The sequence below is a fragment of the Paenibacillus sp. FW101-FHT12H11 genome, from assembly GCF_058790355.1.
In genome coordinates, this window is sequence record NZ_JBYTCO010000004.1 from 305,375 (window position 1) to 318,609 (window position 13,235).

At 48.4% G+C, this 13,235-nt stretch carries 12 protein-coding genes; 9 read left to right on the forward strand and 3 right to left on the reverse strand.

Translation table 11 applies throughout. The features are described 5' to 3' along the window. Positions 1–14: 14 nt before the first annotated feature. Positions 15–1,301 carry an efflux RND transporter periplasmic adaptor subunit gene (locus AC3WTJ_RS14865; RefSeq protein WP_492522430.1) on the reverse strand — a complete coding sequence of 429 codons (1,287 nt, stop codon included), beginning with the start codon at positions 1,299–1,301 and terminating at the stop codon, positions 15–17. 397 nt (positions 1,302–1,698) lie between these two features. Here AC3WTJ_RS14865 and AC3WTJ_RS14870 point away from each other — a divergent pair, with 397 nt between their 5' ends. Beyond that, positions 1,699–2,385, forward strand: a complete 687-nt coding sequence (locus tag AC3WTJ_RS14870; RefSeq protein ID WP_492522431.1) for an MgtC/SapB family protein — start codon at positions 1,699–1,701, stop codon at positions 2,383–2,385. Positions 2,386–2,708: 323 nt separating this feature from the next. On the opposite strand, the gene AC3WTJ_RS14875 is transcribed toward AC3WTJ_RS14870, so the two are convergent. Continuing rightward, the gene (locus tag AC3WTJ_RS14875; protein WP_127453647.1) at positions 2,709–3,161 is read right to left on the reverse strand and encodes a flavodoxin; all 453 of its coding nucleotides are present in this window, start codon (positions 3,159–3,161) and stop codon (positions 2,709–2,711) included. A 244-nt stretch (positions 3,162–3,405) separates the two neighbouring features. Between AC3WTJ_RS14875 and AC3WTJ_RS14880 the strand changes: the two genes are divergently transcribed. Together AC3WTJ_RS14880 and AC3WTJ_RS14885 are read left to right on the forward strand one after the other, a co-directional pair. After that, a complete protein-coding gene (locus AC3WTJ_RS14880; RefSeq protein ID WP_492522432.1) occupies positions 3,406–4,290 on the forward strand; it encodes a TrmB family transcriptional regulator in 885 nt (294 codons plus the stop codon). 20 nt (positions 4,291–4,310) lie between these two features. Continuing rightward, positions 4,311–4,967 carry an HD domain-containing protein gene (locus AC3WTJ_RS14885; RefSeq protein ID WP_492522433.1) on the forward strand — a complete coding sequence of 219 codons (657 nt, stop codon included), beginning with the start codon at positions 4,311–4,313 and terminating at the stop codon, positions 4,965–4,967. A 326-nt stretch (positions 4,968–5,293) separates the two neighbouring features. On the opposite strand, the gene AC3WTJ_RS14890 is transcribed toward AC3WTJ_RS14885, so the two are convergent. Further along, positions 5,294–6,121: a DUF2935 domain-containing protein gene (locus AC3WTJ_RS14890; protein ID WP_492522434.1), complete on the reverse strand. Its 828-nt coding sequence runs from the start codon at positions 6,119–6,121 to the stop codon at positions 5,294–5,296. A 166-nt stretch (positions 6,122–6,287) separates the two neighbouring features. On the opposite strand from AC3WTJ_RS14890, the gene AC3WTJ_RS14895 reads away from it, so the two are divergent. From AC3WTJ_RS14895 to AC3WTJ_RS14920, 6 genes are all read left to right on the forward strand, one after another. Beyond that, positions 6,288–7,535, forward strand: a complete 1,248-nt coding sequence (locus tag AC3WTJ_RS14895; RefSeq protein ID WP_492522435.1) for a DUF445 domain-containing protein — start codon at positions 6,288–6,290, stop codon at positions 7,533–7,535. 41 nt (positions 7,536–7,576) lie between these two features. Continuing rightward, complete coding sequence (locus AC3WTJ_RS14900; RefSeq protein ID WP_492522436.1) at positions 7,577–8,416, forward strand: ABC transporter ATP-binding protein; 840 nt, start codon at positions 7,577–7,579, stop codon at positions 8,414–8,416. Next, complete coding sequence (locus AC3WTJ_RS14905; protein ID WP_407869581.1) at positions 8,349–9,113, forward strand: ABC transporter permease; 765 nt, start codon at positions 8,349–8,351, stop codon at positions 9,111–9,113. Before AC3WTJ_RS14900 ends, AC3WTJ_RS14905 begins: the two co-directional genes overlap by 68 nt. 15 nt (positions 9,114–9,128) lie before the next feature. Continuing rightward, positions 9,129–10,154 carry an ABC transporter substrate-binding protein gene (locus tag AC3WTJ_RS14910; protein ID WP_492522437.1) on the forward strand — a complete coding sequence of 342 codons (1,026 nt, stop codon included), beginning with the start codon at positions 9,129–9,131 and terminating at the stop codon, positions 10,152–10,154. A gap of 224 nt (positions 10,155–10,378) precedes the next feature. Beyond that, the gene (locus tag AC3WTJ_RS14915; RefSeq protein ID WP_492522438.1) at positions 10,379–11,338 is read left to right on the forward strand and encodes an ABC transporter permease; all 960 of its coding nucleotides are present in this window, start codon (positions 10,379–10,381) and stop codon (positions 11,336–11,338) included. 93 nt (positions 11,339–11,431) lie between these two features. Continuing rightward, positions 11,432–13,162, forward strand: coding sequence for an extracellular solute-binding protein (locus AC3WTJ_RS14920; RefSeq protein WP_492522439.1), 1,731 nt, complete (start codon positions 11,432–11,434; stop codon positions 13,160–13,162). Positions 13,163–13,235: the final 73 nt, after the last annotated feature.

The following is a 13,235-nucleotide window of genomic DNA, read 5'->3' on the forward strand; positions in this document are numbered from 1 at the left end:
TAGAAAATCATAAACTACTGGCCGGGCGCTACTTTCTCCATATGTTTAAGTTGGTACTGACCGGAGACGATCAATATCTCGCCTGCCTTTAACCCTTGTGTAATTTCCGTCATGTCATCCTTGCTGCGGCCGAGCTTGACGGTCCTTTTTTCGGCATGGTCTCTATTCAAAATGAATACATACGGCTCGCCATCTTCGCGTAGAATGCTGCCCGCCGGCACGGAGATGACCTGCTGTTCGCCTCCTCCAGCCAGTTGAAGCTGCACGCGCATGCCGGGTTTGAGGCGGCCGTTTTCATTTGCGGCTTCAAGTTCCAGTGAATAGGTTTTCGTCTGGGTATTGGCCGTGTTCGCCAAATAAATCACTTTACCTTCATATGTATCTGGTGAGTCCGACGTTTGAAAGGACAGGCTCGGTTTGCCCTGCACGAGCGGTAAGTCCGCTTCCGTTACTTCAGCGCGGATTTTGATCGGTGATTGCCGCTGCACGACGCCGATTTTTTGTCCTCTGGCCAGCGTCATTCCTTCTTCAATAGGCATTTCGGTCAAAAGTCCGGACGCAGGCGCCTTGACTTCAAAATAAGCGAGATTGACATCAACATCCTGTAAATCAATATCGTTAGCCTGCAATTGGTATTGGATGGCGGCTAGCGGTTGCGTGTTTTGAAGCGTTTGAAGCTTTTGCTGTAAAGTTTGAAGATTAAGTTTCAACGGTTTGACCTGAGATTCCATTTGCTCTTTCTGATCTTTCGTTGCCTGTCCGGTGTCATAATCATTCAGAATCCGGTTATACTGCTTGTTGGCATCGTCCAAGGACTGCTGGGTTATGGCAATATTGTTGGTTAACTCCAGAATGCCGTCATCCCAATCTTTTTTGGCTTTGGACGACTGTTCTTCAAGACTGGCTCTGGCATAAAGCAGTTTTTGTTTTTGGCGAAGCAAATCTTTATTATCCAGCTCAATGATCACATCGTCTTTTTGGACTTGTTCCCCGCGTTTCTTCAGGACGGACTTCACGTCGCCATCCACTTTGAGCACGACATTCAACTCTAATGAAGGAACCACGTCGGCTGTGAGTGTCTTAGCACCTGCCCATGCTTGTGTGGCAACCTTAGCCGTTTTTACAGGCTTGATCGCTGCCTCGGCCGCATGCTCAGCTGTTGTTGCGGTAGATAATGGGGCTTCGTTGGAGCAGCCTGCGAGCGCAACGGCGGTCAGGATGACTAGAAAACCCGTTTTATGTACGAATTTTCCGGTTGTTCTTACGATATCGTCTTTCGGTTGTTTTGAACGAGCAGCCATGATTGAGCCCCCTAATTATTAATGGTGTATAAGATCTGATATTGCATGAAGTATGACTTTTGGTCAACTTTTTGATTTGAGCGGTTCGAATGAGTAAGGATATTTGATACGTGGTCTATGGAAGTACAATAAAAACCTAATGATTAACATTATATAAGTACATTTATAACAATAAAATGACTTGTGGTCAATATTATTTTGGGGTTAGGAGTGAATCAGAGGATAGAATTATGAAATGCAGGTAACCATGAAAACTAGAATAAGCTTGGAAAGAGTACGAACTCTAACCGAGCCTTTTTGTTTTTTCTTAAAAAGTAAAACATCTATACCTATATATCTATGAGGTTTAAATGTTAATATATTGTAAATGACATCTAGAATAGGGGAGACAACAACGATGCTAGTAACTGTAGACATGCATGATTTAATAAAATTAGGAATTGCAGCTATCTTCGGTTTAATTATTGGCCTAGAACGAGAAATCAGAAATAAACCTCTTGGACTCAAAACCTCTCTAGTCATTTGTTTAAGCAGTTGCTTGCTAACAATAGTATCTATTGAATCTGCGAATAAATATGCGGTTCCAGGGCTTCATGTCATGGATCCTATGCGGCTTGCAGCGCAGGTGGTTAGCGGAATCGGCTTTCTTGGTGCAGGAGTCATCCTTCGGAAGCATAATGATGTCATTATTGGACTAACGACGGCGGCAATGATTTGGGGAGCGGCTGGACTGGGAATTGCCATTGGTGCAGGTTTTTTTGTTGAAGCGTTTGTGGGACTGCTGCTAATTATGGTGAGTGTCGTGGTATTGCCGTATTATATTAAGAAAATGGGGCCAAGACCGCTATTGATGAAGGATCTGCGGGTCAAGCTCATCGTATCCCATGAGGGTAGTTTAACGCATATCATCAAGGACATTATTGCTAGAGGGTATAGAATGAAAAGTGTACACATCAAAGAGTTGAGTCATGAGCTGCAGGAACTCAATTTCATTGTTTTCATTGACCGTAAGTATGCATCTGAAGTATATGAAGAGTTAAAGAGTATGCCGTATATTGAAATGGCCGAAGTAGAGACTTTGTAGATAGGGGTTGGAGCAGCAGCGAAGCAGCTGGGTTCCGATCCTTTTTGTTTGGAGCCCAATTGAGCGGCTTGGAGAGCTTCGTTGCCTTTTTTGCAGTGAAAGTGGTGCTTTTTGCAGAATGAAGAGCAGTTCGTTGTACTAAGTACAACGTAATCAGCCAAATGGCGGTGAATGGGACGATTTTAGCTAAAATAATTGCACATTGTACAACGAAAAGCGAACGTGGTGCTAAAAACAATCAATTTGATTGTAAAAAGTGCAACATTGGTGGGAGTGTCAATGAGAAGCGAGCCCAGCGAAATGCCAAAGCCCGCCAACATGTATTAGGCCGAAACAGCGACAGCAGCAGCGAATTTTGCGCCTAGTTCACGACATAATTTCTTTTGCTCGCTAGTCGGATTAAATTCGATTTTCAAACCGTCAAACACTTTCTCAGTTCCAATTTCGGCAAGTCTCTCCTCAATTGTGTCTACAGCTGCACCGAAGTGTGTGTAGGAGGAGTCAGCGGAACCGAAAGCACCGGATTTGCGTCCACTTAGATCCAGATCTTCTAATTCATCGTAGAAATCTTCGAATTCGTCTGGTAAATCGCCATCGCCCCATGTATAAGCTCCAAGCAGAATACCATCGTAGTTCACGAGATCTACACCACTCACATCCATGACGGATTTCACTACAGGCTCAATGCCTGCTTCACGTATACCTGCTGCGATTTCTTCAGCGATTTCCTCCGTATTTCCTGACATGCTGGCGTAAACGATAATGATTTTTGGCATGGGAATCCCTCCACGTAATATTTTTATAGGTATGTAGTCATCTTGTAAATATCCTGCTGTTACCAACCATCTTCATATTATTTGATAATGATTATCATTGTCAATATATAATTGAGAATATATTGAGAATGAACATTTTTTGCTGTGATGGCCGGCAAGGAAGGACTATACGACTTCGAGGAAGAAATCATGTTACAATATCGAAAACATGAACTTATCGCAGCTTATGAAAAGGGGAACTGGCATGGAGGATATCCACCTGCATTTGAAAAATCTCGGTTTCACCGACTTGGAAGCCAAGTGCCTGCATGTGCTTGCCGAAAGCGGCACACAGACGGGTTATGAAATCGCCAAGCAGCTTGGCGTATCGCGTTCGAATGTGTACTCCGCGCTCCAGAAGCTTGCGGAGAAAGGCGCCGTGCTCACCAGTCACGGTGAGCCGACGCACTACCAAAGCGTGCCGATCGAGGAGATCGGCGATCGTGTTGAGGCGGAGCTGCAAGCGTCAATCCGCTACGTGAAAGAGCACATGCCGAAGCAAGGTGCGCACCGGTCGGAGTATTTCAGCTTGGAAGGCGACACGAAGGTGCTTGATCGTATTCGAACAGAGCTGAGGAAAGCGAAGGAGGAAGTCCTTTGCGATCTTTGGGCGCAGGAAGCGCAGCTGCTGAAGGAAGAACTGCGGAAAGTACCCGCACAAGGTGTGCGCCTGCTTGTTTCGGCGATCGGAGATGCGGCTCTGCTAAGCAGCGTAAAGCAGTTCTCGCATAAACGTGATGCTACGTGGAATGAACAGAGCGGGAGGAAATTTACGCTGCTGATCGACCGCAAGCTGGCCATTGTCGGTACAAGAGGCGGCGATGAGCCGACACTTGCGATGTTGACCGAGCATCCAGCGATGGTTGAGCTGCTGCTCAATAGTTTTTGGCGTGATGTGGTGATTCACGAGCTGCAGCAGGATATGGGCGCGAAGCTCGAAGATAAATATGGGAAAAATTTTAAGAAAATTATCCAGAAATATACTGCTTCCGAAGGCAGAGAGAAGGATATGCCACCCGTTGAGGGAGAACCGGCATCTACAATGGATGAAAGTAAAACAGGTGAAGGAAAGAGGAAAAAGAAGAAATGATACCGCATGATGGAGAACACTTGACGATAGAACAACAAGAGAGCATTTTACTCGCGGCGGAGGCGCTCGTGAAGGAAAAGCTAGAGCGCGATAGCAGCGGCCACGACTGGTGGCACATCTATCGCGTCGTGCAGACGACGAAGCGCATCGCCGCCCAAGAGGGCGCCGACGCTTTCGTCTGCGAGCTTGCGGCGCTGCTTCACGACGTCGTCGACGAGAAGCTGAACGCCGATCCAGCCGCTGCGCAGCGCGAGCTGGAAGCATGGCTGGCCGCCAGCGGTACGCCGGCGGCCGCCGTGGATCACGTGCTGGAGATCATCAGCACGATGTCGTTCAAGGGCGGCGCGCGGCCTCCGATGCGCACGCTTGAGGGCCAGGTCGTGCAGGATGCCGACCGGTTGGATGCCATAGGCGCGGTAGGCATCTCGCGCGTATTTGCTTATTCGGGCTGGAAGGGCCGCCCGATTCATGATCCCTCCGTCATGGCGCGCGAGCAGCTGACGGAAGCGGAATATCGCGCGGGAAATGACACCGCGATCAATCACTTTTACGAGAAGCTCCTTAAGCTGAAGGAGCTGATGAATACCGCCTACGCGCGCAAGCTTGCGGAGGAGCGGCACCGCTTCATGGAGCAGTACCTTGAGCAGTTTTATGCCGAGTGGGAGGGTGAGCGGTAATTGCTTTGCTTTGAGGTAGGAAGCGGCGTGCGATGCCGACTTTCGGGTTTGGCTGTTAACGGGATAATCTCCCGTTAATTTCACACGGATGAAGCCAACTTGGAGGTATAACTGGAATTGCTCCAGCTAAATTCCAATGGAACCCCAAAAGTAGGTGAATGTGCTCGAATTAACAGTATTTTTTCCAGCTCAATCGATCGACTGATCGACGCATGATGAAATTTGCTCCATTTGTTCCTGCTAATTTCATTATAAAAAACCGTCCAGGCTAAGAATAAAGAGCCTGACGGTTTTTTTTGTCTTTTTCCAGCTAGGCGCCACCTCCATCACTCAAAGGACGGCTTCGTCAGCGGACAATTCGGCAAACTAAGAATCTCCACGTTGTAATTAGCCAGCTTATGCAAGAAATAGCAAGTTTCCGGCAGGTGGTGCTCAAGGAAACGCAAGGTCAGGCGGCTAAGCAGCTCCGTATCCTGATATTCGCGGATGACTTCTTCGACGAGTCGATAGAAGCCGATCACTGTCTCTGCAACTTGTCTGGCGAACTTCTGCTGAACCGGGAAACCCGGTGCTGTGAAGCGGAGGAACCCGCGGATGGCGGTGTTTTTGACGATATGGGCGCTGAATTGCTGCGCGTACTGCTGGGTGCTTTTCAGCAGCTCCATTTCCGTGGGATCCAAATGATTGCCCAGCAGCACGGTATGTCCAAGTTGATCCTCCAGCCACATCTCCATCAGCGCAACAAGCGGCAGGGGCTCGTAAGGCACACCGTTCATCCAAGCGTGCAAAATCCGCAGATACTCGCCGTTTTCCAATAAAGTTCCGTTGAAATACACAGGCGTCAGCGAAATTACGATCTTATTTTCTATGCGTAAATGCTGCATAAAGCCCTCAAACTGGTAGTACCCATGCGCAACGGGGTATATGTCTTTAGAGAGCTGAATCATGGTTTCCGAGGAGACCGGGAGGGAAGGATCTGTTTTCAAAATACGGTTGCGCAGTTCGGTGAATGCCGCTATGTACCGTTTGGCAATCCCGATCCATTGCACCTCTTCATTGGCAAGCGCCTCGTCCACAAAAATGGCATGATCCTGCAGGATTTCAACCCAAAACAAATGTTCCTGCCAAGGCGTAATGGTTTCATTCAGGCTCATGGAAAGGTTCCTCCTAGGTCTCTTAACTTCGGGTCAAGCCTTGCCGATATTTCACATACCGAAGTGTATTCAACAGATTCAGGTTCGAGAACAGCTTTCGTCGGAATTTGTGGTAAAATAGAACGAATAGCGATTGAAAATCGAGAAAGAAAGAGATGTTATGACGATGAAAAAAGAAGCAAAGTATATAGCAACGGTCTCCTTAGGTGTGATGGGAGCAGGTTTTTTGGCTACACTTCCTGTAGCTTCCACGGTGTGGGGAGGTTTCCTGCAAGGCGGCTTCGAAGCCGGGGTTGTGGGCGGTTTGGCAGATTGGTTCGCGGTTAGCGCCTTATTCCGTCACCCGATGGGCATTCCGATTCCGCATACGGCGCTGCTGCCGAAGAATCGCGAGAAAATTACGAACGCCCTTGTCTCCACGGTTCAAAATGAGCTGCTTTCCAAAGAAACCATCCGCGCCCGTTTGCAGCAAATTCGTTTTCTGGAAAGAGGGCTTGAGCTGGCGGAAAGCCATCTGGATAGCGAGGCGCTTCACAAAGGCCTGAGTACGCTTGCCAAACAAGCGTTATCCGCTATTGATCTTGAAAAATTAACACCGCTGCTGGCGGATGAGATTAGCAAAGCGCTCCAGGACGTGGATACGAGCCGCCTGGTTCGCGCGCTTGTCGATACGGTCAAGGATGGCGGTTATGACGGCAAGACGTTTGATTTTGTCCTCGATAAAGTGGAAGCTTGGGCATTTAAAGCAGAGACCCGCGATCAGCTTGGGGCTATGGCGCTTAAGGCGTTCGAGGGGCTGCAATCCAATGGCTTCATGGCGTTTGCCGTGAATGCGTTCATCGGGATGGTCAATGAGGAGAAAATCGGGGGCATTATCCAGAATTTCTTGCTTTCCTACATTGAGCAAATGCGCATGAAACAGCATCCGCGTAGAGAGGCCGTGCTTTCATTTATCCGCAATGAACTGAATAAGCTGGAGAGAAATCCGAAGCTTTTGGCCGAGCTGGAATCACTCAAAACGAAGCTGCCGGATATGTTCGAAATGGATGCGAAGCTGTCTGCACTTCTTGTACGTCTGAAAGCTAGAGCTGAAGAGTTTGTGGACCAGCCTGATTTTGTCCCTGTCCATGTCGTTCCGATCCTTCGGAATGTGCTTGCATCCGTGAAGGAGAACGAAGCTTTGCTGCAGCGCGGCGAGATCTGGGTGCAGGAGCAAATTGCTTCTTATTTGGAGAAAAATCATAGCAAAATCGGTCAACTTGTCAAAGAGAACCTGGATAAATTCGATAACGAGAAGCTGACTCAGCTGATGGAAGATAAGATTGGCAAGGACTTACAGTGGATTCGTGTCAACGGTGCGATCTGCGGATTTATCATCGGGCTTGGTCTGGCAGGATTAAAGATGCTGTTTTAAGGGAAACGACTACGGGATATACCCGAGTGGGGGGAAGCATTTTGATCGAGATAAAAGGTGTCAGCAAGACGTTCGTACAGCGAATCGGCGGCAATTATAAGGCGCTGGACAATATCACGTTAACGATAAAAAAGGGAGAATTCGTCTCCATTCTGGGGCCGTCCGGTTGCGGGAAATCGACGGTGCTGAACCTCGTTGCAGGCTTCGATACGCAAAGTGAAGGCACGATTGAAGTGAAGGGTAAAAAGGTTACCGGCGCTGGAGCCGACCGCGTGGTCGTGTTCCAAGAGCACGGTCTGTTTCCGTGGCTTACTGTGCTGGACAATGTGGCTTTTGGCCTCAAGCAGAAGGGCATTCCCAAAAAAGAGCGCCACGAGCTCGCCATGGAGCAGATCAAAGCGGTGCATCTCAGCCGCTTCGCCGATCGTTACCCGCATGAGCTATCCGGCGGGATGAAGCAGCGGGCGGCGATTGCGAGAGCGCTGGCGATGGATCCCGAGATCCTGCTGATGGATGAGCCGTTTGCGGCTTTGGATGAGCAGACCCGCCTTATTTTGCATAAGGAATTGGAAGAAATCTGGATGCGGACGCGTAAAACGATTCTCTTCATCACCCATAACATTCGGGAAGCCGTTATCCTCTCAGATCGCGTTGTCGTCATGTCCACACGCCCTGGTACGATTAAGAAGGAATTCACCGTACAGGCGGCAAGACCCCGGGATGCTGCAGATCCGCTGCTGCACCATGTGGAGAATGCGGCCATGGACGCGCTGGCGGACGAGCTTGAGAAGGTGGTAAGGGAGGAGACGGGCGATGAGTACCGCATTAAGAAGAACGATTTTTCTGGTACTGCTTCTGATAGCTTGGGAGGCGGGATTTAGGCTGTTTAATTGGGGCTGGAAATTTCCTTCTCCGACCCAGACGCTGCAAGCTTTTTATGACGGATTGGTGCATGGCGAGCTGCTTGCAGCGACTTTGGCCAGTATGATCCGGCTGTTGGTTTCCTTCGCCTTGTCGCTTGCCATTGGGACGACATTAGGTTTCTTATTCGCACGATACCGTCTGCTGGATGATACGCTTGGTTTCCTGGTCGTTTCGCTGCAGACGATTCCTAGTATTGCTTGGCTGCCTTTTGCTATTATATGGTTCGGTCTTAACGAATCCTCGGTTATTTTCATTACGACGCTTGGTGCGACCTGGACGATGGCGCTGGCAAGCCGCACAGGGATCAAAAACATTCCTCCAATTTACCTGCGTGCTGCACAGACGATGGGAACAGGCAACGGGTATAAAATGTTCGTGCAGATCATGATTCCAGCGGCTTTCCCGCACTTGATCAACGGGGTTCGTACGGCATGGGCTTTTGCTTGGCGCGCCCTTGTTGCCGGGGAACTTATCGCCAAAGGGGCGGGGCTCGGCCAACTGCTGCAGGATGGGCGTAATTTAGGCGACACTTCGCTGATGCTGTGTATCGTCATCATTATCGCTGTACTGGGTACGGTCTCTGACCACTTCTGCTTTAAGAAACTGGAAGATAAAGTGCTGGAGCGCTACGGCCTCGCCGGCTCGAAATCTTAGCAGGGAGCGGATCGCATGAGAAAAAAAGCATGGATGCTGCTGCTGCTTTTGCTCGTCATTACGATGCTGAGCGCCTGCGAGGAGAAACTTACAGCTTCCGGCAAGCCGCAGGTGGTCAGGGTTGGTGTTTTTAAAAATGTCACGCATGCCGCAGCCTATATCGCACTCGAAAATGGCTATTTCGCCCGAGAGTGGGGCGATGACGTGAAGATCGAGGTCACGGCCTTCGATAACGGCTCTGACTTATCGATTGCGATGGCGACAGGTGATATTGATATAGGGTTCGTAGGTCCGGGACCTGCGACAACCTTTTTTCTGAAAAGCGGGAACTATCGGGTCGTTTCCGGCTCCAATAATGGCGGTGCGGTTCTTGTTGCCCGTAATGGCGCAGGAATTAATGGCGTTAAAGATTTGGTGGATAAAACGATTGCGATCCCGTCTAAAGGGAATACGAATGAGATTTCCCTGCGGATGCTGCTGCAGCAAGAAGGCATCTCTTTAGGTCGAGAAGCGGGAAGCGCACATCTCATCGTGCGCTCCCCGTCGGATGCGCTGATTTCCTTCCGGCAGAAGGAAATTGACGCAACGCTCGTTCCCGAGCCATGGGGGACGCAGATCGAAAAGGCCGGGCTCGGCAAGGTCGTCGTCGATTGGCAGGCAATCCCGCCGAATAACGGAGACTACCCGACAGTCATTATGGTGGCGAGCGATCCGATGATCCAGCGCCACCGGGATATGGTCAAGGGCGCGATTAAAGCCAATATGGACGGTATCGCGTTCATTCAGAACAGCCCGGAGCAAGCCTATGAGCTCATCAACAACCAGCTGAAGCAGTATAGCGGCAAAGGAATGGACAAAGGCTTGATCCAAGCCTCGCTTAGCCGACTGAAGCTCACGACTGATGTTGATGTCAAAGTGATGGAAGAGATGGCAAGGGTCTCGATTGCTGCCCGATATATTAAGGGCATTAAGGAAAATGAGCTGGATCTCAGCAAGTTTGTTGATTTATCCATGCTCGAAGAAGTGAAGAGTGGGAAGTAAGCGAGAAGCCTGTGTTGGTCCGAACGTTGGATGGATATGGGCTTTTTTAACTAAAAAAGTCATTGCCAAATATAACCAACTCATCTATACTGAGATTAGTTCCATATGGAAGCGATTCCAGAAACCGCTTTCCTACACCTAATCCTCGTCATGAGGATTTTATTTGACAACAATCTGGAATCGATACCAGAAAAATGAGAATGTCTTAGGAAGGTGGTCATGACATGGAAACGAATCTGCCGCAAGCTAGTGTCGGCGCTGCGGTGAAGAAGAGAAATGCTGATCTGGGAAAACGAATACGACAGCACAAGATTATGTACCTCATGCTCCTTCCCTGTCTTGTATTTTTCGTTATTTTCTCGTATATCCCTATGGGCGGATTGATGCTGGCTTTTAAGAATTATCAGTTTAACAAGGGGATACTGGGCAGTCCATGGGTGGGACTCACGTATTTCAAGGCATTTTTTAACGACTATCAAAGCGGGAAACTGATTAAAAACACATTGATTATTAGCAGCATTAAAGTTTTCGTGGGATTGCCTTTTCCGATTCTGCTTGCCCTAATGTTTAATGAAATCAGACATCGGAGATTCCGAGGAATCGCCCAAAGCATTTCGTATCTGCCGCATTTTCTTTCATGGGTTATCGTGATCGGCCTCATGCAGCGGATACTTGCTCCAGATACTGGACTGCTCAATGAAGGGATCCGATTTTTTGGCGGAGACGGAAGTACGTTTTTCATGATGGAAAGCAAGTACTTTTATTCTCTCATGTTCGGCAGCCATATTTGGCAAAGCATTGGCTGGGATTCTATCATTTATTTGGCCGCTATAGCAGGCATTAATCCTGAACTGCACGAGGCCGCAAAAATAGATGGCGCTAATAAGTGGCACGAAATCTGGCACGTTACTTTGCCAGGTATTCGATTAACGATTTCCATTCTGTTTATTTTATCGCTAGGCAACATTTTGCAGGCGGGGTTTGATCAAATCTATCTCATGCGTACTCCTGGCAATATGGAACTCGCAGATATTCTAGATACCTACATCATTCGGGTAGGACTTCAAAATGGACAGTACGGCTATGCGACAGCTGTTGGTTTAATGCAAGGCATTATCGGATTGATTCTTGTTGTGGCTGCGAATCGGGCTTCAAAAAAGTTCTTTGATGAGTCAATATGGTAGCGATACCAGAAATCTTTCGCTTTTCGACAGAGGATGTGTTGAAGATCACCGCCAGGTGTTTTCATAATATTTAATGGAAAAGGGGAGTATGGGATGAGCAAAAGATGGGTTAAATGGGTGACTATGCCCTTGGCGGCAAGCTTGCTGCTAGCAGGATGTGAAAGCTCCACTCAGCCTGCGGCAGGAGGGGACACGGCTTCTACGACATCTCCATCTACAGTCAGCAGCGGTAAGCCCGCAACTTGGATTGCAGATCGAACCATTAAAGGACTACTGTTTATTGACAGCGATGACATAACGAAAGATATCAATCCGGAAATTGCTAAAAAAGTGAAGGAAATGACAGGGATTACGCTGCAAATGGAGGGTGTAAATTCACAGCATGCGATTGATGGACTCATTGCAGGGTTGGCTTCCAATGATTTGCCGGACTTCATCGTCTATTATCTGAACAACAGCGGCCGCCCGGAAATGCCCGTCATTTTGAAAGCCGCCAAAGAAGACATGTTAACCGATCTAACTCCTCTTATAAAAGGAACCAAGGTGTTCAGCAAGTACCTGGATGATAAGTATTTACCGCTGGATACGAAAAACGGTGTGATGTTCCGGCCGGAATTTAACGGCTCCAGCTATTTTGTCCATATGAACGTCCCAAGAGAAGGCGGCTACGAAGAACGCAAGTATGTTTCCGGCCCTTATATCCGTAAAGACATTGCCGAGAAGCTGAACGTTGATCCACGGAAGATTAACACAACCGATCAAGTGTATGAGCTCGCCCAGAAGATTAAAGAAGGCAACTTCAAGGATAAAAACGGTAAAGATATCACGCCGATTGGTCCTCGCTACTGGGGAAACAGCAACCATGAGAACGGCACGCTATTCAGCAGTTTAACCTGGGGGGCCATTGATCAAGGTTTCGACAAGGATAAGGACGGTAAAATTGTTCATGAAAGCAAAACGGAATATCCGCTAAAGCGCATTGAGTTTGTTCAGAAGCTTTTGAAGGAAAAATTGATGGTGCCGGATTATTACGCCATGCAGGAAAACAAAGCAACGGAAGGAGCCATTAACGGATCATTTGGTATTATCGGCGATATGCATAACTATCTGGAGTTCAATAAAGATATGAGCTACATCCCGCTAGGGCCTATTAATTCTGTGGATGGAACTTACCGGATGAACGTTGATTATAAGAGCGGGTATATGGCCTGGTCGATTCCAAAAACAACGAAAAATCCGCAAGACGTCGTCAAATTTGCAGATTTCCTGGCTAGTCGCGAAGGGAAACTGATCTGGCAGTACGGTCTGGAAGGGCGGGACTATACGCTGGATGCCAAAGGCAATCCATTGGTCAAAAAAGAAGTGCTGGAGCTTCGCAACAAAGATCCGAAGGCGGCCAAAGAATTGGGCTTTGACGGCGTAGGCAATGGCTGGGGAGGTTATCTCGGCAGTACGGATATCAACAGGCTGGGTGATTTCGGCGAAATGCAGTATGCTGATAGCGTCTCTCCGGAAGCTAATGAGACACCGCTGAAAATTGCCGACTACTGGGGCTACGATGAGAAAAAGAAAAACGCCAATATCAACGATGGTTATCGCCCGCTCTCCTTCATTAACGAGCTTCCAACGGGCAATGAGTTGAAGACGGCTTTAACCAACTATAATGAAAGCATCATTCGTGCATTTTACGCCAAAAGCATGGATGAAGCGCAGAAAATTCTAGATGCATCGAAAAAGCAGCTGCAGGCAGCGGGCTTGGATCAATTTGAAGCGCTGCTTCAGAAAAAAGACAGCGATCCTAAAACGAAAGTTATTCTCAAATAGTCCAAAGCTGAGTTGGGAGGCTGGCGCTTCCGCAGGAATAGCGGGAGCGCACTTCTAGTATGGGGAGAGATTA

Coding starts and splice junctions, on each gene's coding strand:
- AC3WTJ_RS14865 (WP_492522430.1), bottom strand. CDS start 1,301: ATGGCTGCTCGTTCAAAACAACCGAAAGACGATATCGTAAGAACAACC.
- AC3WTJ_RS14870 (WP_492522431.1), top strand. CDS start 1,699: ATGCTAGTAACTGTAGACATGCATGATTTAATAAAATTAGGAATTGCA.
- AC3WTJ_RS14875 (WP_127453647.1), bottom strand. CDS start 3,161: ATGCCAAAAATCATTATCGTTTACGCCAGCATGTCAGGAAATACGGAG.
- AC3WTJ_RS14880 (WP_492522432.1), top strand. CDS start 3,406: ATGGAGGATATCCACCTGCATTTGAAAAATCTCGGTTTCACCGACTTG.
- AC3WTJ_RS14890 (WP_492522434.1), bottom strand. CDS start 6,121: ATGAGCCTGAATGAAACCATTACGCCTTGGCAGGAACATTTGTTTTGG.
- AC3WTJ_RS14895 (WP_492522435.1), top strand. CDS start 6,288: ATGAAAAAAGAAGCAAAGTATATAGCAACGGTCTCCTTAGGTGTGATG.
- AC3WTJ_RS14905 (WP_407869581.1), top strand. CDS start 8,349: ATGAGTACCGCATTAAGAAGAACGATTTTTCTGGTACTGCTTCTGATA.
- AC3WTJ_RS14910 (WP_492522437.1), top strand. CDS start 9,129: ATGAGAAAAAAAGCATGGATGCTGCTGCTGCTTTTGCTCGTCATTACG.
- AC3WTJ_RS14915 (WP_492522438.1), top strand. CDS start 10,379: ATGGAAACGAATCTGCCGCAAGCTAGTGTCGGCGCTGCGGTGAAGAAG.
- AC3WTJ_RS14920 (WP_492522439.1), top strand. CDS start 11,432: ATGAGCAAAAGATGGGTTAAATGGGTGACTATGCCCTTGGCGGCAAGC.